This is a genomic window from Streptomyces endophyticus (genome assembly GCF_035798155.1).
Taxonomy (GTDB): Bacteria; Actinomycetota; Actinomycetes; order Streptomycetales; family Streptomycetaceae; genus Streptomyces; species Streptomyces endophyticus.
In genome coordinates this window covers 61,534-82,497 of sequence record NZ_JAOZYC010000001.1, presented here as the reverse complement: position 1 = coordinate 82,497, position 20,964 = coordinate 61,534, and the positions used below count along the sequence as shown (strand labels likewise).

The 20,964-nt window shown below is 71.4% G+C and carries 17 protein-coding genes and 1 pseudogene; 5 read left to right on the top strand and 13 right to left on the bottom strand.

Translation table 11 applies throughout. From position 1 onward, the window contains the following. Nucleotides 1–4 precede the first annotated feature (4 nt). The 3 genes from OKJ99_RS00350 to OKJ99_RS00340 form a co-directional block, all read right to left on the bottom strand. Entirely contained in the window at nt 5–1,531 is a 1,527-nt protein-coding gene (locus OKJ99_RS00350; RefSeq protein ID WP_326013528.1) for an ABC transporter substrate-binding protein, read from the bottom strand. 448 nt (nt 1,532–1,979) lie between these two features. After that, nucleotides 1,980–2,903 carry a DsbA family oxidoreductase gene (locus OKJ99_RS00345; protein ID WP_326013527.1) on the bottom strand — a complete coding sequence of 308 codons (924 nt, stop codon included), beginning with the start codon at nt 2,901–2,903 and terminating at the stop codon, nt 1,980–1,982. Continuing rightward, the gene (locus tag OKJ99_RS00340) at nt 2,900–3,358 is read right to left on the bottom strand and encodes an RrF2 family transcriptional regulator (protein WP_326013526.1); all 459 of its coding nucleotides are present in this window, start codon (nt 3,356–3,358) and stop codon (nt 2,900–2,902) included. Before OKJ99_RS00340 ends, OKJ99_RS00345 begins: the two co-directional genes overlap by 4 nt. A 138-nt stretch (nt 3,359–3,496) precedes the next feature. Here OKJ99_RS00340 and OKJ99_RS00335 point away from each other — a divergent pair, with 138 nt between their 5' ends. Together OKJ99_RS00335 and OKJ99_RS00330 are read left to right on the top strand one after the other, a co-directional pair. Continuing rightward, the gene (locus OKJ99_RS00335) at nt 3,497–4,006 is read left to right on the top strand and encodes a cupin domain-containing protein (RefSeq protein ID WP_326013525.1); all 510 of its coding nucleotides are present in this window, start codon (nt 3,497–3,499) and stop codon (nt 4,004–4,006) included. 22 nt (nt 4,007–4,028) lie between these two features. Further along, entirely contained in the window at nt 4,029–4,958 is a 930-nt protein-coding gene (locus OKJ99_RS00330) for an aldo/keto reductase (RefSeq protein WP_326013524.1), read from the top strand. Nucleotides 4,959–5,083: 125 nt separating this feature from the next. On the opposite strand, the gene OKJ99_RS00325 is transcribed toward OKJ99_RS00330, so the two are convergent. From OKJ99_RS00325 to OKJ99_RS00310, 4 genes and pseudogenes are all read right to left on the bottom strand, one after another. Continuing rightward, nucleotides 5,084–6,313, bottom strand: a complete 1,230-nt coding sequence (locus tag OKJ99_RS00325; RefSeq protein ID WP_326013523.1) for an MFS transporter — start codon at nt 6,311–6,313, stop codon at nt 5,084–5,086. 135 nt (nt 6,314–6,448) lie between these two features. Next, a complete protein-coding gene (locus OKJ99_RS00320; RefSeq protein ID WP_326013826.1) occupies nt 6,449–7,315 on the bottom strand; it encodes an MSCRAMM family protein in 867 nt (288 codons plus the stop codon). A gap of 75 nt (nt 7,316–7,390) precedes the next feature. Then, nucleotides 7,391–9,595, bottom strand: a pseudogene (locus tag OKJ99_RS00315) (MMPL family transporter); the annotation flags it as partial. Between the two features lie 125 nt (nt 9,596–9,720). Next, a complete protein-coding gene (locus OKJ99_RS00310; protein ID WP_326013521.1) occupies nt 9,721–10,311 on the bottom strand; it encodes a TetR/AcrR family transcriptional regulator in 591 nt (196 codons plus the stop codon). Nucleotides 10,312–10,455: 144 nt separating this feature from the next. On the opposite strand from OKJ99_RS00310, the gene OKJ99_RS00305 reads away from it, so the two are divergent. Beyond that, nucleotides 10,456–10,860, top strand: a complete 405-nt coding sequence (locus tag OKJ99_RS00305) for a GNAT family N-acetyltransferase (RefSeq protein WP_326013520.1) — start codon at nt 10,456–10,458, stop codon at nt 10,858–10,860. Between the two features lie 24 nt (nt 10,861–10,884). Here the strand turns inward: OKJ99_RS00305 and OKJ99_RS00300 are convergent, their stop codons facing one another. The 5 genes from OKJ99_RS00300 to ureA are packed head-to-tail and all read right to left on the bottom strand — an operon-like array spanning nt 10,885 to nt 17,920. Further along, nucleotides 10,885–12,570 carry a thiamine pyrophosphate-dependent enzyme gene (locus OKJ99_RS00300; RefSeq protein ID WP_326013519.1) on the bottom strand — a complete coding sequence of 562 codons (1,686 nt, stop codon included), beginning with the start codon at nt 12,568–12,570 and terminating at the stop codon, nt 10,885–10,887. Then, nucleotides 12,567–13,901, bottom strand: a complete 1,335-nt coding sequence (locus OKJ99_RS00295; RefSeq protein WP_326013518.1) for an MFS transporter — start codon at nt 13,899–13,901, stop codon at nt 12,567–12,569. The genes OKJ99_RS00300 and OKJ99_RS00295 overlap by 4 nt, the downstream gene beginning before the upstream one ends. Then, nucleotides 13,898–15,616, bottom strand: coding sequence for an amidohydrolase (locus OKJ99_RS00290; protein WP_326013517.1), 1,719 nt, complete (start codon nt 15,614–15,616; stop codon nt 13,898–13,900). The genes OKJ99_RS00295 and OKJ99_RS00290 overlap by 4 nt, the downstream gene beginning before the upstream one ends. 22 nt (nt 15,617–15,638) lie before the next feature. Beyond that, nucleotides 15,639–17,324: an urease subunit alpha gene (locus OKJ99_RS00285; RefSeq protein WP_326013516.1), complete on the bottom strand. Its 1,686-nt coding sequence runs from the start codon at nt 17,322–17,324 to the stop codon at nt 15,639–15,641. Continuing rightward, nucleotides 17,321–17,920, bottom strand: a complete 600-nt coding sequence (ureA, locus tag OKJ99_RS00280; RefSeq protein ID WP_326013515.1) for an urease subunit gamma — start codon at nt 17,918–17,920, stop codon at nt 17,321–17,323. Before ureA ends, OKJ99_RS00285 begins: the two co-directional genes overlap by 4 nt. A gap of 124 nt (nt 17,921–18,044) precedes the next feature. On the opposite strand from ureA, the gene OKJ99_RS00275 reads away from it, so the two are divergent. Continuing rightward, complete coding sequence (locus tag OKJ99_RS00275) at nt 18,045–19,229, top strand: PucR family transcriptional regulator (RefSeq protein ID WP_326013514.1); 1,185 nt, start codon at nt 18,045–18,047, stop codon at nt 19,227–19,229. 24 nt (nt 19,230–19,253) lie between these two features. Continuing rightward, nucleotides 19,254–20,108: an endolytic transglycosylase MltG gene (mltG, locus tag OKJ99_RS00270; protein WP_326013513.1), complete on the top strand. Its 855-nt coding sequence runs from the start codon at nt 19,254–19,256 to the stop codon at nt 20,106–20,108. Here mltG and OKJ99_RS00265 read toward each other — a convergent pair. After that, nucleotides 20,087–20,797: a glutathione S-transferase C-terminal domain-containing protein gene (locus OKJ99_RS00265; RefSeq protein ID WP_326013512.1), complete on the bottom strand. Its 711-nt coding sequence runs from the start codon at nt 20,795–20,797 to the stop codon at nt 20,087–20,089. The two genes, mltG and OKJ99_RS00265, sit on opposite strands and share 22 nt — an antisense overlap. Between the last annotated feature and the right edge of the window lie 167 nt (nt 20,798–20,964).

Sequence of the window (20,964 nt, the reverse complement as noted above, 5' to 3'; positions counted from 1 at the left end):
CCGCTCACGCCCCGGGCTTGATGGTGACGCCGGTCCAGTCGATGTGGGCCGGGTTCTTCGGGAGGCCGGAGACCGTCTTGCTCTTGGCGATAAGGTTGGGCTGGGAGTACGTGAAGACCAGCGCCTTGCTGTGCAGTCCCGCGCGGGTCGCGGCCTGGAGGACCTTCTGGTAGTCGGGGTCGTCGATGCGGGTCTCACGGACCTTCGCGATGGCGTCCTTGAAGCCCTTCGGCTCGTACGGGGTGCTGAGGTTGAGGGGTCCGTCGGGGCCGAAGTGCGCGGTGAGGGTCTGCGCGGCGGAGTCGCGGCCGGTCGTCGCGTACAGGGAGAACGTCAGGTCCTTGGCGAAGAACGGCGTCGCCCAGTTCTTGTCTATCTTGATGTCGACCTTGATGCCGACCTTGGCGAGCTGCGACTGCACGATCTCGGCGTCGGGCTGCTCCTCCGGGATGACGAGGTCGAGCTTGATGTCACCCGCCTTGTAGCCGGCCTGGGCGAGCAGCTTCTTCGACTTCGCAGGGTCGTACGGGTAGGCGTTGGCCGACGTGGGGTCGTAGGCCGTGTATCCCTTGGGGAACGGCTGGTCGGTCTCCTGCCCGTAGCCGAACGTCAGCTTGTCCACGAACTCCTGACGGTTGATCGCATGGCGGACCGCGTCGACGACCTTGTCGTTGTCGAACGGCTTCTTGTTGACGTTCAGGCTGATGTTGGAGGCGTTGAAGCCGGGCTGTACGAAGACGTCGAGGCCGGCCTTCTTGGCGGCGTCCGCCTGGCTGGGCTCGATGTCGGCGAAGTTGTAGACGCCGGTCTGCAGGCCGGAGACGACGGTGGAGGCGTCGGGTGCCGAGGTCAGTTCGACCTGGTCGATGTGGATGTTCTTGGCGTCCCAGTACTTCGGGTTCTTCTTCAGGACGGCCTTGGTGCCCGGGATGAGCTGGGTGACGGTGAACGGTCCGGCACCGACGGGCTGCTGGTCGAGCTTCGCGGGCGACCTGGCCGCCTTGGGGCTGGCTATCTGCAGGACCCGCTGTCCGAGCAACTGCGGTATCTGGTAGTCGACTTGATTGAGGTCGACGATCGCGTCGAGCCCCTTCGCGCGCACCGATTCGATCGAGGTGAGGTCGCCGAACAGCGCCGAGTTCTTCTGCTTCTTGGCCCGCTCGATCGCGGCCTTGACCGCGGCCCCGTCGACGGGTTCGCCGTCGCTGAACTTCTGTCCCGGGCGCAGATGGAAGGTGATCCGGTCGCCGCGCTTGTTGTAGTCCCAGCTCTTGGCGAGGTCGGGGACCGCGTCGCCCTTCTCGTCGGTGCGCGTCAACGACGCGTAGACCATGGAGAGTTCACGGAACTGGGCGCCACTGCCACCGACCACCGGATCCCAGTGGGTCGGGAAGTAGGTGGAGGTCCACTTCAAGGTGGAGTCCCCGCCCGCCGCCGAGGCGCCGTCGCCACCGCATCCGCTGAGGGTGGAGACGAGGAGGAGGGCGGCCCCGGCGGCCGGGACGGCGGCCTTCAGGGATCGTCGGCGCATTCTGGGCATGGGGCGTCCGGACATGAGTGTCTCTCTGCGACGGCTCCCGCGCGTCGAGGGCAGCGCGGAGGAGCGAAGGACAAGGCACGCGCAGCCACCCCACGAAATGCGCATGGGCACACCAGTGGGCAGGGCGGAACGCGGTGAAGGGAGGCATGACGGGAGAGAGGCCCTATGGGCCGGCCGTCAGGAAAGAGCGCCCGAGGCGTCCTGGGCTCCCGGGGAGATCCAGGGAGAAGGTTCAGGCACGCGGGGAGCTACGTGGAGAGGAACGTGGTCAGCGACAGAGTGCGCTACACGTGCGCCGCAGGTCCACGTAGCGGCACACCACGCCGGGGTGCGTCGTCAGCATGCTGCACATCCTGACCTGCCCGGTCCCCGGCTGTCAATGGACACCAATTGGTGTCTCATTACGCGGGACGGCTCGATGTGCCTGGTCAACGCGTTGTCAGCGGGCTGGAGTTGCCGTGGGGCGCGTCGCCGGATGCACTTCGGCCTCGCTCGGGCAGAGCCACAGCGGGCCGTTCGCGGTATCGACACGGTCCGCGTCCGGGGGCGGCCAGGGACCGCCCGCCAGGGCCCTCCGCTCGGGTTCGGTCAGGGTGCGGTGGCGGCGCAGCGCCTCATTTGCGGGCAGCGGCGGCACCGGTGCCACCAGACCGGGGCTCAGCTCCTCCACGGCCGCGACGTACTCGCGGTACGGCCGCCACCCCGGCACCGCCCGATGCCCCGCCTCCCCGCGCACCAGCACAGTGGGCAGGGCGTACCGCAGCCCCGTCCCGTCGTCCGTCTCCTTGGCCGCGCCGGGATGCGGCGTGTCACCGGATGGCGGCGCGAGTACCTCGGCCACCGGTCGCCGGGCCTCGGCGTGGTCGGCAAGGACCTTCTCCCGTACGGCTTCTGATGTGGCGTCACGGTGCAGCCGGGCGGCGTCGAGTCCGGGGACGTCGCGTACGGCGCTCAGGGCGAGGTCGAGCGTGTCGGCGGGCTCCCCCAGGACGAACACCGTCTCGCGCAGGCGGCGCAGCGCCCGCACGGCCTCCTCCTCCCCCTGGGCCTCCGCCGCCTTCGCCACCAGGGACGCGGGCCAGGAGCTCGCCGCGACCCGGCTCAGGCGGGCGGCGTACGGGGCCCGGGTGTGCGCGCCGACCTCCTCGATGTAGCGCGCGTACCAGGCGGTTTCCGCGGCGGGGTCGGGGGCCGGGTCATCGTCGTCGTCGAAGAGGATGCAGTACACCCGGCGCCAGCGGACCCGCCCCTCCAGCGCCTGCCGCAGTCTGCGGAAGGTCGGCTCGGAGCCCCAGGCCCAGGGGCACAACGGGTCGGTGTACTCGACGACTTCGAGCCGCGGAGCCACCGGGTCGCCGCTCACGCGACGCCCTGGGCGGCGACGGGCCCCGCCCCGCTCTCGGCTTCGGCCTCGGCCTCGGCCTCCGCCAGGAGCGCCGCCACGGTCACCCCGCCCAGCACGGCGGCGGCGTCCGCCTCGATCCGCCGCCACACCTCCGGCAGCCCTCGCGCGGCGCCGGAGTAGCCGAGTCCGGTCAGTGGCTCGCCGCGCAGGGTGATCAGCTCGCCGTCGACGGCGCGGGTGACATCGAGCAGCGTGATCGTGTCGGCCGGCACACCCAGCCAGTAACCGCCCACACAACCGCGCTGGCTGCGCACCAGTCCGGCCCTGCGCAGCTCGCCCACCACCGACTTGAGGAACCGGAACGGAATCCCCTGGGCGTCGGCGATGGCCTCGCAGGTGAGCGGTCGTTCGGGGGCGCGGGCGAGTTCGAGGAGCGCGCGCGTGGCGTAGTCCGCCTTCGCGGAGATATGCATGGCCACATGATGCCCGAAGACCGCCGCGGGGCAAGGTGTGTGCGGCGGTATCCCCGAACATTGCGGGAACATTGCCGCAGGTGAGAGCCAATGGACACCTCTTGACATCTTTTCTGTCGCCGCTCTAGCGTCGCCACCATGACCGAGCCGTTGACGACACCCGGTGAGGGCTTCCACCCCCATCTCCACGACGCCCCGAACCCCTCCTCCGCTCCTCTGCGTTCGCGGCTGCACCACATCCGCGCCGACGCCCTGGACGGCGACACCGCACAGAGCGGTGGCATGCGGCGCTTCGCCGCCGTCAGCGGGAACACGGTGGGGTCCGAGAAGCTGTGGATGGGCCAGACGCACGTCGCCCCGTCGACCGCGTCCTCCGACCACCATCACGGCGAGTCCGAGACCGCGATCTACGTGGTGAGCGGACACCCGGAGTTCGTGTTCCTCGACGGCTCGGGCACGGGCGAGGACGAGGTCAGGCTGCGCACCTCACCCGGGGACTACATCTTCGTCCCGCCCTACGTGCCGCACCGCGAGGAGAACCCCGACCCCGCCGACGAGGCCGTGGTCGTCATCGCCCGTAGCACGCAGGAGGCCATCGTGGTCAACCTGCCGAAGCTGTACGCGCTTTCGGATCCGGACGACGCGTAGCCGGCTCTGCGAGGATGGCCCCATGGAATCGATCTCCTTCCCCGGAGCCAAGGCGCCGTCCTCCAACGTCGTGCTCGGCCTGATGCGCATCGCCGAGCTCGACGACAAGGATGTCCGCGCCCTCTACGACAGCGCCCGCGACGCCGGGATCAACAGCTTCGACCACGCCGACATCTACGGGCCCACCCGGCACGCCTGCGAGGAGCGCTTCGGCGAGGCGGTCACGCTGAGCGCCGCGGAGCGCGATGCGATCGTCATCCAGAGCAAGGTCGGCATCCGGCCCGGCTTCTTCGACTTCTCGCGCGAGCACATCGTGCGCACGGTCGACGAGTCACTCGCGGCGCTGCGCACCGGCTATCTCGACATGCTGCTCCTGCACCGTCCCGACACCCTCGTCGAGCCGGAGGAGGTCGCGGCGGCCTTCGACGAGCTGCACGCGGCGGGCAAGGTCGTGAACTTCGGCGTCTCCAACCACACGCCGGGCCAGGTCGAGCTGCTGAAGACGGCGGTGCGCCAGCCGCTCGTCGCCAACCAGGTGCAACTGAGCATCACGCACGCCCCGTTGATCGCCTCCGGTGTCGCCGCCAACATGGCCGGGCTCGACCAGTCGGTGAGCCGTGACAACGGGCTGCTCGACTACTCGCGCCTGCACAAGATGACCCTGCAGGCGTGGTCGCCGTTCCAGAAGGGCTTCTTCGACGGCGTCTTCATCGGCGACCGTGAGAACTACGCGGAGCTCAACACCGCGCTCGACGAGCTGGCCGCCAAGTACGAGGTGACACCGACCGGCATCGCGGTCGCCTGGATCACCCGGCACCCCGCCGACATGCAGGTCGTGCTCGGCACCACCAACCCGGGACGGGTCGCCGAGTCCGCGGCGGGCTCGGACATCCCCCTGACCCGCGAGGAGTGGTACCGCCTGTTCCGCGCGGCGGGTCACACGCTGCCGTAGGGCACCGTCGGCGGACCCGGGCGAGGCCGCTGGGCGATCCCCAGCTGGGAAAAGTGTCGCAGTCGTACGTATAACTGCGACACTTTTCCCAGCACACCATGTGCTCCGGGCCGGGGAAGCCGTGTTCACTCGCAGTGCTGCCGCGGTCGTTCCCCTTCGGGCTGTGCGGCCACCGTCGCCGAGGAGCGCGCCCCCACCGCCGGAGCGAGGAAGACGGCCACCGTGGTGAACGCGAGCACGACCACCATGGCCGTCCGCAGCCCGTAGTGCTCCCCGAGGAAGCCGAGGCACGGCGGTCCGACGAGGAACGCGATGTAGCCGAGCATCGCCACCAGGCTCACCCGCGCCGCCGGGTTCTCGCCCGAGTCGCCGGCCGCCGAGAGCGCCACGGGGAAGCCGAGCGAGGCACCGAGCCCCCAGAACAGCACGGCCGCGCTGGCGAGGGCGGCGGAGTCGGAGAAGACGACCAGGGCGATGCCGAGCGTCGCCGATACGGCGCTGGCGCGGACGACGGGCTTGCGGCCGAACCGGCCGATGAAGTACCCGCCGACGAACCGGCCGATGGTCATCGCGGCGGCGAAGCCGGTGAAGACGGCCGAGCCGAGCGCGGGGTCCATGTCGTGGCCGTCGACCATGAGCAGCGGCAGCCAGTCGTTCGCGGCTCCCTCGGCGAGCGCCATGGCGAGGATGATGCCGCCGAGGAGCAGCAGCTGCCGGTCCCGCCACACCTTCGCCTTGGAGGCGCCGTCCGCTGAGCCCTCCATCGGCGAGCCGCCCGACGCCTTGCCGACGCCGGAGGGGACGGCCCGGATCGCGTAGCCGAACATGGCGGTGGTGACCACCGCGACGGCGATCAGGTGCCACTGCACCGGCACCTCGACTGCCGTGCACAGGATGCCGATCGCCGCTCCCACGACCGTCCCCAGGCTGAAGAAGCCGTGCAGCGTCGGCAGGACGGTGCGCGCGGTGATCCGTTCCACCTCGGCGCCGTCGACGTTGATGGCGACCTCTCCCCCGCCCATTCCTGCGCCGAAGAGGAGCAGTCCCGCGGTGACGAGGGGCGCGGAGGACGCCATCGCGCCGAGGCCGATGACCGCCATGCTGACGGTGATCAGCACCGTCGCCACGCCCATGACGGGCCGCGAGCCGAACCGGCCGACGAGCGTGCCGGAGCACAGGATGCCGATCATCGAGCCGACCGAGAGCCCGAAGAGGATGAGGCCCATCTGCGCGGTGGACGCGCCCAGTTGGTCCCGTACGTCGGGTGTGCGCGTCACCCATGACGACATCGACAGGCCGGGTATGAGGAAGAAGAGGAACAGTGCCGTCCGCCTGCGGCGGGTGTCCATGTCCATCGGTAGCGTGCTCTCTCTTGCGTGGAGATCGAGAAAAGGATCATCGCCACGCTCCCACATCCGGGGAGCGCATCAGTAGGGGCGGCACCCGCCGACCTTGGCGGGTGCCGCCCCAGGGCAGCTCTTGGAGGTGAGTTACGCCTCCGGGTGCGTCAGCCTGATGTCGAGCTCGCCCGGCTCCGCGTCGCCCACCCGCAGCGTCTGCGCGGCCGGCGGGTACCCCGTGGCGATGACGGAGTAGTCGCCCGCGTCGAGGTCGGTGAAGGCGTACGCGCCGTCCGATCCCGTCGTCGTCGTGGCGATCACATTGCCCGCCGCGTCGACCAGGGTGACCCGCGCGTCGGCCAACGGGCCGTCCTCCGTGCCGGCCCGGACCACGCCCTGTACCCGCTTGCCGACCCCGAGCACCAGCTCGACCTGGGTCACGCCCTGCGCGCCCGTCTCGACCTGCTGCGCCGTGGGGCGGAAGCCGGGTGCGTTGACGGCGAGCGTGAACAGGCCGTTCACCAGGCCGCCGCAGGCGAAGTCGCCGTGCAGTCCGGTGCGCGCGGTGGCCACGACCTCGCCGCGGACGTCCGTCACGACGACCAGCGCCTCGGGCACCGGGCGTCCGCCGGATTCGCGCACCAGGCCCGCGAGTCCGCCGGTGCCGGTGAGCAGGATGTCGTGGGAGAGGAGTTCCCCGTCCACGCTGACCGTCGAGGCCTGCGGCTGGTGCCCGTCGGCCGCGACGATCAGCACGTAGGTTCCCGCGCCGGGTACGTCGAGGCTGTAGGCGCCGCCGGAGTCGGTGACGGAGCGGCTGATCTGCCGCCCGCCCGTCGAGATCAGCGTGATCGCGGCGCGCGCCACGACCTCGCCGCCGCCGGTGCGGACGGTGCCGAGGATGCCGTTGCCGTTCGGGGTGAACGACCGCGCGCCGTCGCCGACTTCCGCGGCCGACGCCGTCGCCAGATGCTTCTGCGGCTGCGCCGCGCCCTGCGCGCCGACCGAGGCCGTCACGAGCTCGCGCTCCGGCTCGGTCGGGTGCGGCAGCGCGCCGTCGGGCACCTCATCGGCGGGCCGCGCGGCGCGGGCCTCGTCGAGCTCGCGCAGGCCCTCGCCCTCGACGTCGACGTTCGGCAGCGCGCGGTCCAGCCACTTGGGCAGCCACCAGGCGCCGCGTCCGATGAGCGCGAGGACCGCGGGGACGATCGCCATGCGCACGATGAACGCGTCGAAGAAGACGGCGACGGCGAGCCCGAAGCCGATCATCTTGATCATGGATTCGGTCGAGCCGATGAAGCCCGCGAACACGGCCATCATGATGACCGCGGCCGCCGTGACCACGCGGGCGCTGTACCGGAACCCGGTGACGATCGCCTCCTTGGCCGTCTCGCCGTGGACGTACGCCTCGCGCATCCGTGTCACGAGGAAGACCTCGTAGTCCATCGCGAGTCCGAAGACGACACCCACCATGAAGATCGGCATCATCGACATCACGGGCCCGGTCTCCTCGACGCCCATGAGGTCGGCGAGCCAGCCCCACTGGAACACGGCGACGACGGCGCCGAGCGCGGCGAGGACGGACAGCAGGAAGCCGAGCGCAGCCTTCAGCGGCACCAGGATCGAGCGGAAGACGACGATCAGGAGCAGGAAGGCGAGGCCGACGACGAGCGCGAGGTACGGAAGCAGCGCGTCGTTGAGCTTCTGCGACACGTCGATGTTCATCGCGGTGGAGCCGGTGACCATCAGCTCGGCGCCCGTGTCGGCCTTGATGCCGTCACCCGCGTCGCGGATGTTCTGCACCAGGTCCTCGGTGTCGGTCGAGGTCGGCTTCGACTTCGGGACGACGCTGAGCATCGCGGTGTCACCGGACTTGTTGAACGTCGCCGGGGTCACCACGGCGACGTCGCCGAGTCCCTTGACGGTCTTGGTGACATCGTCGACGGCGGACTTCGGCCGGTCGCTGCCCTTGGCGTCGACGACGACCATCAGCGGCCCGTTGAAGCCGGGGCCGAAGCCCTCGGAGAGCAGGTCGTACGCCTTGCGCTGCGTGGTGTCGGTGGGCTGCGAACCGTCGTCGGGCAGGCCGAGTTCGAGGGACGTGGCCGGTACGGCGGCCGTACCCAGGGCGATCACGCCGAGCAGCAGCACGGCGACCGGGTGCTTCACGACGAGGCGCGCCCAGCGGGTGCCCAGGGCGGGCTTGGGCTCGGCGTGCTCCCCGTGGACGTGGCCCTGCTCCTGCGCCGTGCGCTGTGCCTTGCGTTCCTTGCGCTTGCTCTTGGCTCCGGCGGGGCGCACCCGGCTCCGGGCGATGCCGAGCAGCGCGGGGATCAGGGTCAGGGCGACGAGCACGGCGACGACGACGGTGCCGGCGGCGGCGAAGCCCATCTTCGTCAGCATCGGGATGTTCACGACGGCGAGGCCGACGAGGGCGATGACGACGGTCAGCCCGGCGAAGACGACGGCGGACCCGGCGGTACCGGCGGCCCGTCCGGCGGCTTCCTCGCGCTCGCGCCCCTCGGCCAGTTCGGCCCGGTACCGGGACACGATGAACAGCGCGTAGTCGATGCCGACCGCGAGGCCGATCATCATCGCGAGCGTCGACGTCGTCGAGTCCAGGTCGAGCGGCTTGGCGAGCGCGGTGATGGCGGAGACACCGATGCCGACGCCGAACAGCGCGGAGACCAGCGGCAGTCCGGCCGCGATCAGCGAGCCGAGGGTGATGACGAGGACGACGGCGGCGACCACGACGCCGATGACCTCGGTCGAGCCGGTCTCGGGCACGGCCTGGAGCGCGTCGCCGCCGACCTCGACGGTGAGGCCGGAGTCACGGGCGTCCTGCGCCGTGTCCTTCAGCGCGTCGCGCGAGGATTCCTCCAGCTCCATGCCGGAGACCTTGTACGACACCTGCGCGTACGCGATGGTGCCGTCGCGGCTGACGGCCTTGGCCTTGAACGGGTCGGTCGCGCTCTGGACCTCGGAGCCACCGCCGAGTTCCTTGACGGTGTCGCGCACCACGCTCTGGTTGGCGGCGGAGGTGATCTTCTCTCCGTCCGGCGCCTTGAACACGACGCGCGCGGTGGCGCCGTCGGCGCTGCCGCCGGGGAACCGTTGTTCCAGCAGGTCGAAGGCCTTCTGGGCCTCGGTGCCCGGGATCGAGAAGGAGGAGGATGCGGCCGTGGGGGCCTGGGAGGCTCCCACGCCCACGGCGGCGAGGACCACCACCCAGAAGAGGGCGACGAAGTACCGTCGCCTGAAGGCGAATCGGCCCATTTTGTAGAGGAATCGAGCCACGAGGGCGTACTCCCGGTCAGGTCGTTTTTGGTGCTGGGCAGGGGACTTCGGCCCGACGACGGTGAGCGGTGGCGTCAGGTGCAGAGGTGCAGAGGGGGGAACTCTGTGGTGTGTGGGTGGGGGGATCAGGCGCAGAGGGCGGGGAGGACCACTGCGTCGATGTATGAGATGAGGTACTCCTGGGTGGGCGGCAGTTCGTCGATCATGCCGCGGGTCGCCATGGCGCCGACCATCATGTGCAGCGTGTAGTCCATCGCCGGGTTGTCCTGGCGGATCTCGCCGCGGGCGACGGCTCTCTGGAGGACCTGGTCCAGCTCCTCCAGCTCCGGTTCGATCAGCAACTCCCGGAACGCGCGCAGCAGATCCGGGTCACTGTGCATCGCCATGGCGAGCCCTCGCATCAGCGCCGTCGACTCCTCGACCGAGCAGTCGTCGTGCCGGCCGGCGAGCGTGTGGAGGTCCCCGCGCAGGGTGCCGGTGTCGATCTCCGAGATGTCGACCGGCTTGTGGTGCCGCATCGCCTTGACGACGAGCGCGGCCTTTCCGCCCCACTGGCGGTAGAGCGTGGCCTTGCTGGACCGGGTGCGGGCCGCGACGGCGTCCATGGTCAGCGCGTCGTAACCGACTTCACGCAACAGCCCGAGCACGGCGTCGTACAACTCGGCCTCGCGCTCCGCCGTCATGCGTCTGCGCCGCACGGTGCCGGTCTCGGGCACGCAGCATCACGTCCACATCTCTCAGGCGCCGGGTGCGCGCCGAACGAAACGGTTTCGTACGTCGGCAGAGTATCCCGCCGCCGAGATGAAACGAAACCGTTTCGTACGTGGCACGGATCACGCCCTGTGCCAGGGTGAGGCCCCATGAGCGAAGCGATCACGTACACATGGCGCGACCCGGTCCACGACGAGGAGATGGTCGACCTGGTCCGGTCCCACGGCGGCAACGACGTCGCCGGCTGGTGGGCCAAGGTCCAGAAGTACAGCCTCGGCTGGGTGACGGCCCGCGACGCGGACCGGCTCCTCGTCGGCTTCGTGAACGTGGCGTGGGACGGCGGCGACCACGCCTTCCTGATCGACACCAAGACCCGGGGCACACACCAGCATCGCGGCATCGGCACGGCCGTCGTGCGCCTAGCGGCGTCCAGTGCGCGGGAGTCGGGCTGCGAGTGGCTCCACGTCGACTTCGAGCCCGAACTCCGCGACTTCTACTTCGAGGCGTGCGGATTCCGGCCCACGGATGCGGGCCTGATCCATCTGCGCCCGTGAGACTCAGAGCCAGTTCACCGGCTCTCAGCCCTTGGCGCGCCCCCTTTCGCGCAGCGAGGCGACGGTGACTCCGGGGGACAGCCGCCCCTCTGCCACCTTGAGCTGGATGATCGCGGCGCGGCCGCACGCCAGCGCGCGGTCGAGGGCCGGGGCGAACTCCTCGGTGGTGGTGACCGTTTCGCCGTGGGCGCCGAAGGCCTGGGCGTAGACGGCGAAGTCCGGGTTGCCGAGGGCCGTGCCGCTCACGCGGCCCGGATACTCCCGCTCCTGGTGCACGCGGATGGTGCCGTACTGGGCGTTGTCCAGGACGAGGATCAGCGGGGCCGCGCCCTCGGCCACGGCGGTGGCCAGTTCCTGGCCGTTCATGAGGAAGCAGCCGTCACCCGCGACGGAGACGACGCGGCGGTCCGGGTGCGCGATGGCGGCCGACACCGCGGCGGGGACGCCGTAGCCCATCGAGCCGTTGCGCGGGCCGAGTTGGCGCATGCCGTCGCGGTACGTCAGGAAGCGCTGCGCCCAGATGGCGTGGTTGCCCGCGCCGAACGTGACGATGGTGTCTCCCGGGAGCCGGTCGTCGAGGTGGGCGAAGACCGCGCCGAGGTCGAGCGGGTCGCCGTCCGGCTCCGGGGTGCGGGCGGCCAGGTGCTCCGCGCGGGCCTGCTTCGTGCGCTCTGCCCAGGGCACGGGCGCGGCGGGGCTCAGGGTGCGTATCGCGGTGCCGAAGGCCTCGGGGGCGGCGAGCAGGGTGAGTTCGGCGCGGTGCACGACGCCGGGCGGCTGTGCCTCGGGAAGCACCTGCACCAGGCGCGGGCCCGCCTCGTCGCCGCCGACCGTGGCCAGCGCCCGGTACCCGTCCGTCGTGACGTCCCCGGGCGCCGCGCCGACACTCACCAGCAGGTCCGCCTCGCGCACCCGCTCGGCGAGGGCCTTGGCGCGCCCGTAGCCGAGGTTGCCGACGTAGACGTCGGCCTCGTTGTCCATCAGGTCCTGGCAGCGGAAGTCCACGGCGACGGGCAGCGACCATGCCTCGGCCCACGCGCGGACGTCGGCGCGTGCCCGGTCCGTCCAGCGGCTGCCCCCGAGCAGCACCACCGGCCGCTCGGCCGCGGCCAACAGGCCTTCCAGTACCGCCAGTTCCTCGGCCGACACACCGCCCTGCGGCACCGGCAGCGGCCTGGCGTCGGCCACCTCGACGACATCCGTCAGCATGTCCTCCGGCAGCCCGACGACCACGGGCCCCGGCCGTCCGCTGCGGGCGACGGCGAAGGCGCGGGCCACATACTCGGGGATGCGGGCCGCGTCGTCGATCGTCTCGACGAGCTTGGCGTTCGTGCCGAACGTGCCGCGCAGGTCCAGCTCCTGGAACGCGTGCCGGTCGGTGTGGTCGCGCGGCACGAGGCCGACGAAGAGGATCAGCGGGGTGGCGTCCTGGTGGGCGGTGTGCAGGGCGACCAGCGCGTTGGTGGCGCCGGGCCCCCGCGTCGTGAAGCACACGCCGGGGCGCCCGGTGAGTTTGCCGGAGGCCTCCGCCATGTACCCGGCGCCGCCTTCGTGGCGGCACACCACCATGCGGACCGGCACGTCGTACAGGGCGTCGAGGACGGCGAGGTAGCTCTCGCCGGGCACTCCGTAGACGGTGTCGACGTCGTGGGCCCGGAGCTGGTCGACGAGGACCTGGCCACCGGTGCGGGCGGGATGGTGCACGGTCATGCTGCAACCTTTGCGTTCAGTGAGTCGCTGGAGGGAAGGGAGCCGTGCCGGCGCAGCACGGTGCCGGCCGCGACGGACCCGGCGACGGTGCAGGCGGCCACGAGGACGAGGAGCAGCGCGGCGCCCCACGAGGCGCCGCCCGCCGCGCCGGTGACCGAGGCGGCGATGAGCGGGATGAAGCCGCCGAGGACACCGGCGAGGTTGTACGACATGGCCACCGCGCTGTAGCGGAACTCCTCGGGGAAGAGCGAGGCGACGACCGCGCCGATCGGGCCGTACGGGATGGAGAGCGCGCCGATGCCGAGCGCGACACCGAGGTACACCAGCGGGGTCTGCCCGGTGTCGACGAGCCAGAAGGCGGGGAACGCGGCCGCCATGGTGACGGCGGCGCCGATGGCGCACACCTTCCACGAGCCGATGCGGTCGGCGAGGCGTCCGCCGATGATGATGACCACGACCTCGACGACGGCGCCGACGACGGTGGCGTTGAGCATCGTCTGTTTGTCGATGCCGAGTTCGCCGGTGCCGTAGCTGATGATGAACGTCGTCATGAGGAAGAAGCCGCCGACGCCGAGGAGCGCGGCCCCGATGCCGACGATCATGCGGCCCCAGGTGCGGCGGAACGCCTCGACGAGCGGCGCGGGCGGCGGGCCGTTGCGCTCCGCGTCGTCCTGCATGGCGCGGAAGACCGGGGACTCCTCGATGCGTACGCGCAGGTAGAGCGCGAAGCCGAGCAGCGGGAACGCGGCGAGGAACGGCAGCCGCCAGCCCCAGGAGTAGAAGGCGTCGTCGGGCAGCATGCCGACGAGGGCGAAGGCGCCGCTGGACAGCAACGTGCCGACGGGCGAGCCCAGTTGGGGCACGGAGGAGTAGCTGCCGTGCTTCTCCTTCGGGGTGTGCTCCAGCGTGAGCAGCATCGCGCCCGACCACTCGCCGCCGACGGAGATGCCCTGGACGAAGCGGAGGACGGTGAGCAGGACCGGCGCCCAGATGCCGATGGTGTCGTACGAGGGCAGCAGGCCGATACAGCCCGTGGTGGCGCCCATCATGACGACGGTGATGATGAGGGACACCTTGCGCCCGTAGCGGTCGCCGACGTGGCCGAAGATCGCGGCGCCGATGGGCCGGGCCACGAAGCCGACGGCGAACGTGCCGAAGGAGGCGAGGGTGCCCGCGGCCGCGTTCAGGTCGGTGAAGAACAGCTTGTTGAAGACGAGCGCGGCGGCGGTGCCGTAGAGGAAGTAGTCGTACCACTCCAGGGCGGTGCCGCTGAACGCGGCGAACAACAGCCTTCGGATGTCCTTCACCGGGGGCTTTGTGGAGTTGCTCACGGGGTCTCCTGGGGAGGGGCGGCCGGGGTGGCCGGAGCGGAAGGGGGACCGTGGCGTGCGGGGGTGCGGGTGAGGTGGTGCGGGTCGTGGGCGGGGTCGCCGCCCACGACGGTGGCGAGGACGCCGATCGCGCCGATGCGGTCGGGGTCCGTGCGGACGGGGTCGCCGTCCAGGACGGTGAGGTCGGCCAGATACCCGGGGGCGAGGCGCCCCTTGCGCCCGCCGAAGCCGGTGGCGAGGGCCGAGCCCTCGGTCCAGGCGCGCAGCGCGGCGAGGGCCGGAACGCCTTCGTCGGGACCGTACGGCACCTTTGTTTCGGTCAGCCGCACGACCATCGACTGGATCGCGGGCAGCGGCGCGCCCGGTGCCACGGGCCGGTCGGAGCTGCCGGGGACGGGCAGCCCGAGGTCGAGGAAGGAGCGCATCCGGTACGACCACGGGGTGCGTTCGGGGCCGAGCGCGGCGGCCATGGCGTCGCCGAAGGTGTGCAGGAAGTTGTGCTGCGGGACGGGGACGACGCCGAGTTCGGCGAAGCGGGCGAGCTGCTCGGGGCGGACGACGCCGGCGTGCTCGATACGGTGCCGGACGCCGGGGCGGGACCGTTCCTTGTGGGCGCGGGCGAAGGCGTCGAGGGCCAGGTCGACGGCGCGGTCGCCGATGGCGTGCGCGGCCACCGTCCAGCCGGAGCGGTGCGCGGCGACGACGAGGTCGGTCATGGAGCCGGCGTCGCCCTGGAAGTAACCGGTGGGTCGGTCCTCGTTGTGCGGGCACCCGCAGAAGGGTTCGGTGACGGCCGCCGTCCTCCCCAGCAGCGAGCCGTCCAGGAAGATCTTGACCGGGCCGAGGGAGAGCGTGTCGTCGCCGAAGCCGGTGCGCATGCCGAGGTCGAGGCCGAGCGTGATGTCGTCGTCGGTGTGCGCGGTGAGCGGGTGCAGCACGTCAGAGGCGGCCATCAGTTGGGCGCGGGTGTGCAACCGGCCGCTCTCGCGGGCGAGTTGGTAGGCGGCCACCTCGACCGGGGTCTGCCCGATCCAGCCGCCGCCGATCCCGGCCTCGGTGAAGCTGGTGACACCTTCGGTGAGGTAGTGCCGGGTCGCCGCGTCGACGGCGTCTGCGACGGTCTCCACCGGGTACGGCAGCACCTGGCGCTGCGCGAGGCTCTGCGCTGTCTCCTCCAACAGGCCGTCGGGGCGGCCGTGTTCGTCGCGGGAGACGACGCCGCCGTCCGGGTCCTGGAATCCGTCCGCCAGCGCTCCGGCGGCGTGCAGCACGGGTGTGTTGACGACGCAGGCGTGCCCGGAGGTGTGCTTGATCCAGACGGGCCGGCCGCCCGCCGCGCGGTCGAGGGCGTCGCGGTGCGGCCAGCGGCCTCCGCAGTTGTTGTGGTCGAGCCCGGCGCCCAGCACCCAGGCGTCCGGGGCGAGTCCTTCGGCGTGTGCGGCCACGGCGGCGTACACGTCGTCGACGGAGCGGGCCGTGGAGACGTCGAGCTGGGTGAGGTTGAGGCCGAACCAGGCGGTGTGGCAGTGCGCGTCGTTGAAGCCGGGGACGACGGTGGCGCCGCCCGCGTCGAGAACCTTGCGCGCGCCGAGTCCGGCCACGTCCTCGTCGAGTCCGACGACGACGCCGTTCAGGACGCCGAGCGCTGTGGCGGTGGGCCGGTCGGGGTCGAGGGTGCGGATGTGGGCGTTGCGGACGAGCAGATCGAGCTGCATGAGACAGAAGCCCCCTCGGGTCTCAGGCGAAGTGGTGCAGCTGCGCGAGCGGCAGCTCGGTGGCGGCCGGCGTCCCGGTCTCGACCCCGTCGACGAGGACGGGCGCGGGCTCGCGGGGCACCACGACCCGAGGCGTCGCCGTGTTGTGCAGCATGTCGGCACGGGTCAGGCCGCGGCTGTCGCGGATCGGGGCGTACGTGAGTCCGCTCGGCAGGGCGGCCCGCGCGGCGCGGTCGGTGAGGGCGGCCTCGGCGACGAAGACCTTGGCGAGCCGGGCGGGCGCGGCACCGAGTGACCCGAAGTAGGGCTTGTAGGCGCGCGGTTGGGTGAGCCGGGTCGACCCCGAGCCCGAGCCGGTGTTGCCCCACGCCACGAACCCGGACTTGATGACCAGCTCGGGCTTGGTGCCGAACCATTTGGGGTCCCACAGCACCAGGTCGGCCATCCGCCCGGCCTGCACGGTGCCGACCTCGTGGGCGAGTCCGTGCGCGAGCGCCGGGTTGAGCGTGATCTTCGCGAGGTAGCGCAACACCCGTGTGTTGTCCGGGTGTTCCACTCCCCCGCCGCCGTTCGCGAGGGCCTGGACGTGGGCGAGCTGCCAGGTCCTGCGCACGGTCTCGGCGATCCGGCCCATGCCCATGGAATCTGAGTTGACGATGGAGATGGCGCCGAGGTCGTGCAGGGCGTTCTCGGCGGCGATGGCGTGCTCGCGGATCCGGCCCTTCGAGATGGCGACATCGCTCGCGGAGGCGTGGTTCTGCCGGTGCACAGTCATCGTCATCGGGAACAGCTCGCCGACCGTGTTGGGCGTGTACGGCACGGTGGGTGTGGTCGACGAGGGCAGGATGTTCGGCTCGGAGAGGATCTCCAGGAGGTCGGGGTGACCGCCGCCGCCCTCCACGTGGTACGCGTGCACGGTGCGGCCGCGGGTGGCGCCGAGGGTGTCCCTCAAGTACCCCGACTCGTTCATGGAGTCGGTGTGCAGCGCGACCGGGAGGTCGGCCTGTTCGGCGGTGTCCAGGCAGGTGTCGATGATGCGCGGGGTCGCCCCGAAGTCCTCATGGATCTTGAAGCCGCCGGCCCCGGCGAGCGTGATCTCGTCGAGCAGCGCCCGTGAACTGGACGAACCGCGGGCCAGGAAGGCGATGTTGAGCGGGGTGCCCTGCCAGGCGCTCATCAGCGTGTGCAGGTTGTGGGTCGGGTTGCAGCCGATCTCCCACACGCCGCCGAGCCCCATGCCGACGAGCGTGGTGACTCCGGCGGACAGCGCGGCGGGCGCGACCTCCGGCGAGGACAGGTGGACGTGGCTGTCGACGACACCGGGCGTGGCGATGAGCCCCTCCCCCGGCACCACGGAGGTGTGCGAGTCGATGGCGTACTCGACGTCCATCACGTCCGGGTTGCCGACGCCGCCGACGGAGACGATCCGGCCGTCCTTGATGCCGATGTCGGTCTTGCGCACGCCGAGCACGGGGTCCATGAGGACGACTCCGGCGACGACCATGTCGAGGGCGGAATCGCGGTCCGAGCGCGGCGAGGCGAGGAGTCCGTCGCGGACCGTCTTGCCGCAGCCGCCGAGGAGTTCGTCGCCGGGGGTGCCGTCGTCGGCCTCGACCTCCACCCACAGGCAGGTGTCGCCGAGCCGGATCCGGTCGCCGGTGGTGGGCCCGTACAGGGCGTGGTACGTGCGGCGGTCGACGCTGGTCATGCGCGCTCCTGGGTCGTACGGGTCTTGCGGCTGGCGGGGATGACGACGACTTCGCGCCGCTCGCCGGGTTCGAAGGCGAGGGCGGTGCCGGCGGCGATGTCGAGCCGCAGCCCGCGGGCGGCCTCGCGGTCGAGTTCGAGCGCCTGGTTGACCTCGTGCAGCGGGTAGTGCGAGGAGATGTAGACGACGCGGTCGCCGGTGTTGCGGAGGGTGAGCGTGGTGCGCGGGCGGCCCACGTTGATCTCGACGGGCGTCTCGCCGGTGCGCACGGCGCCCGGCCCCTCGACACTGACGGGGCCGATCGGCCGGTCGACGGCGACCAGGGAAGTGCCGCTCGGGAACAGCGCCTCCACCTGCACGGTCGTCACGATGTCGGCGACCCCGTCCAGCACGTCGTCGACGGTGAGCACCCGCTCCGCCGCCTCGATCACCTCGTCCAGGCTCAGCCCGTCCCAGGCGGCCTCCAGGATCTCGTCGCAGATCAGGGCGATCGCCTCGGGGGCGTTGAGCCGGCGTCCACGCGCACGGCGGCGGCGCGCGAGTTCGGCGACGGTGAACAGCTGGAGCCGTTCCTGTTCTCGAGGGGTCAAGTGCACGGTCGGATGGCCCTCCTGGTCGGCGGGCCCCGGACGCTGCGCCCAGGGATCGCACCAGCATCCTCGGCACCGGGCACGGAACCAACGTTGAAACATCGCCCCCGCGCCACCGAGAATTGGTCACATGCACAATTCCGAAGGCGGGGGCCGCCCCGGCCTGCCCCCGACCTCGCCGCGCATCGCGGAACTCGCCGGGCAGTGTCTGGACAATGTGGACGACCTGATCGGCGAGTGGCTGGGGATGGTCGGCCCGGTGCGCACCGCGTACGCGACCCAGGTGCCCGACGTCCAGTTCCGCGATTCGGCCTGGCAGGCCTTCGAGCTGCTACTGCGCACGGTGGCGCGGCTGCCGGTGCCGCCGCACGTCGCGGACGTCTCACGGCGGGTGGGCGAGGAGCGCGCCCGCCAGGGCGTCCCGCTCGACGCGCTCCTGGAGGCGGCACGCCTCGACTTCCGGGTGGTGTGGCAGGCGCTCGTGAACCGGGCACGGCCGGAGGACATGGCCGATCTGGCGGGCTCGGCGTACCACGTGTGGGAGGCGGTCGAGCGGCACGTCACCGGGATCATGACGGCGTATCAGCGCACGGTCCTGGAGATGGGGCGCCGCGAGGAGGACGAGCGGCGCATGTGGTTCGCCCGGCTCCTGGAGACCGAGGGCCGCAACCCGACCGTCGTGCGCGACGCGGGCCGCGCCCTGGGTCTGGCGGACGACGGCCGGTTCCTGTGCGCGGCGTCGTCCGCTGCGGCCGGGCCCGGCCTGCACCGTGCGGGCCTCGCCCTGCGCGGGGCGGGGGCGGCCGTGCAGCAGCAGATGGTCGGCGGCGACGCGGTCCTGGTGGTGCAGCTCAGCGGGCGCGTCACCCGCGCGTTCCTCCTGGACCAGTTGCAGGACTCGCCGTGCGGGATAGCCCCGCAGGCGACCGGGCTTGCCGCCGTGCCGCGGGCGACGGTCCTCGCGGTGGCGACGGCGCAGGTGCTGCCCGCCGACACGCGCTCGCCGCGCCTCCTGGAGGACAGCTGGCTCGACGTCCTCGCCCATCGGGCCGGTGACTTCGGCCGCGACCTGGCCGCCGACGTGCTGGGCGCGCTGCGCGGTCCCGGTGTCACGCGCGGCGAGGCGGACCGTCTGCTGCACACCGTCCGCACCCATCTGGCGGGCTCCGGCTCCATCGCGGACACGGCCGACACGCTCTACTGCCACCGCAACACGGTGCAGCACCGCTTCAACCGGTTCCTTGAGCTGACCGGTCGCGATCTGCGCCGCCCCGCGGACGCGGCGCTGCTGGCGGTGGCGCTGCGCGTGCGGTGAGCGTGAATTGGTTAGCGTTCCGGTGTGCCAGAGGACAAGAAGGACCCCGCTGACCAGGGGACAGAGAAGAAGCGCCGGCTCAGCCGCCGCGGCAGGCTGATCGTGGTCGCCGTCGTGGCCCTCGCCGTCGTCGCGGCCGTCGTCGTGCCGCTGGTGGTGATCTTCGGCGGGAAGGAGCCCACACGGTCCGAGAAGCTCGTGATCCCCGAGGGGTACCGCGCGAGCCAGGTGTACGAGGCCGTGGACAAGGCGCTCGCCGTCGACGACGGGACCACGAAGAAGGCCGCGGCAAACGTGCACTTCACACTGCCGAGCGCGGCGGACGGCAACCCTGAGGGCTATCTGTTTCCGGCCACGTACCCCGTGGACAAGAACACCACCCCGACGTCCCTCTTGGCCTACATGAACAACACCGCCAACCAGCGACTGAAGGCCGACCACGTCACGGAGGGCTCGGACAAGAACGGCGTCTCCGTCTACGAGACGGTCGTCATCGCCAGCATCGTGCAGGCGGAGGCCGACACCCACGAGGACATGGGGAAGGTCGCCCGGGTCATCTACAACCGGCTCGACCAGGGCATGCCGCTCCAGATGGACTCCACCATCAACTACGCCCTGAACCGCTCGACCCTCGACACCAGCCACGCCGACACCAGGACGGACAGCCCGTACAACACGTACGCGCACAAGGGCCTGCCACCCACGCCCATCGGGAATCCGGGCCAGGACGCCCTGGACGCGGCGATCGCGCCGCCCAAGGGCGACTGGCTGTACTTCGTGACGGTCGCGCCCGGGGACACCCGGTTCACCGACAGCTATGAGGAACAGAAGAAGAACGTCGAGGAGTTCAACTCGCGTCAGGCGAGCGCGAAGGAGTAGCGCGCGAGGTGGGGCGCGAAGGCGGGGTGCTCGGAGAGGCGTCGCAGGTACGCCGAGAGCCGGGGATGGCCGGTGGTCCGTCGTGCGCTGTCGGGGTGCACGAGGGTCGACCACAACCGCACGTCGGCGAGGGTGAGTTGGCCGCCCAGTACGTACTCCCTGCCCGCGAGCCGCCGTTCGAGGACGCTCAGGGCGCGCAGCAGGGTGGCGAGTCCGGTGTCGTCGCCGCGCCGGGCGGACGCGGTGATGCCCCGCTCGCACAGCCGGCCCACCGCGTCGATGGCCTCCTCGGAGCCGCGCGGGAGGAGGTCGGGGCCGTGGCTGCCGAAGTGCCGGGCCAGGTCGCGCAGGATGTCCCCGGGGTGGGTGCTGACGATCCGTCCGGTCCACTCGTCGCTGAGGACCGGCACGAGGGCGGGCCCGGGGTACTGGTGGGACGTGGCCTCGTACAGGGGGGCCAGGGCCCGGTGCCCGCCGCCGGGCGCGTCGGGCACACCGGACAGCAGGGTCACCGGGAGGGTGTCGTCGAGGTGGAGCAGGCTGTGGGTGACGGAGATCTGAAGACAGTGCGGGCAGCCGGGTGACAGATGGAGGCGGTAGCGGTGCGGGGCGGCGTAGTAGCCGCTGCGCGCGTCGCAGCCGATCCTGCTCCGGAAGGGGGGCACGGTGGACGGGGCCGGTGCGGACATGCGTCTCCCTGGGGGTGCTCGATCACGGACGTACGCGCAGGCGTACGGAAGTGTCAGGCGTGGGCGGCGACTTGGCCGCCGCCGTGGGGAGAACTCGCCGCGCTGCAGACCCGCACGAGATCGATGTGACGGCGGGACGTGAGCCGGGGCAGGGCCCCGACGGCGGC

Excerpts from the sequence above, each read along its gene's own strand:
- OKJ99_RS00335 (WP_326013525.1), top strand. The coding sequence starts at position 3,497 with ATGACCGAGCCGTTGACGACACCCGGTGAGGGCTTCCACCCCCATCTC.
- OKJ99_RS00305 (WP_326013520.1), top strand. The coding sequence starts at position 10,456 with ATGAGCGAAGCGATCACGTACACATGGCGCGACCCGGTCCACGACGAG.
- OKJ99_RS00275 (WP_326013514.1), top strand. The coding sequence starts at position 18,045 with ATGCACAATTCCGAAGGCGGGGGCCGCCCCGGCCTGCCCCCGACCTCG.
- OKJ99_RS00300 (WP_326013519.1), bottom strand. The coding sequence starts at position 12,570 with ATGACCGTGCACCATCCCGCCCGCACCGGTGGCCAGGTCCTCGTCGAC.
- OKJ99_RS00350 (WP_326013528.1), bottom strand. The coding sequence starts at position 1,531 with ATGCGCCGACGATCCCTGAAGGCCGCCGTCCCGGCCGCCGGGGCCGCC.
- OKJ99_RS00285 (WP_326013516.1), bottom strand. The coding sequence starts at position 17,324 with ATGACCAGCGTCGACCGCCGCACGTACCACGCCCTGTACGGGCCCACC.
- OKJ99_RS00290 (WP_326013517.1), bottom strand. The coding sequence starts at position 15,616 with ATGCAGCTCGATCTGCTCGTCCGCAACGCCCACATCCGCACCCTCGAC.
- OKJ99_RS00325 (WP_326013523.1), bottom strand. The coding sequence starts at position 6,313 with ATGGACATGGACACCCGCCGCAGGCGGACGGCACTGTTCCTCTTCTTC.
- OKJ99_RS00340 (WP_326013526.1), bottom strand. The coding sequence starts at position 3,358 with ATGCATATCTCCGCGAAGGCGGACTACGCCACGCGCGCGCTCCTCGAA.
- OKJ99_RS00265 (WP_326013512.1), bottom strand. The coding sequence starts at position 20,797 with ATGTCCGCACCGGCCCCGTCCACCGTGCCCCCCTTCCGGAGCAGGATC.
- OKJ99_RS00330 (WP_326013524.1), top strand. The coding sequence starts at position 4,029 with ATGGAATCGATCTCCTTCCCCGGAGCCAAGGCGCCGTCCTCCAACGTC.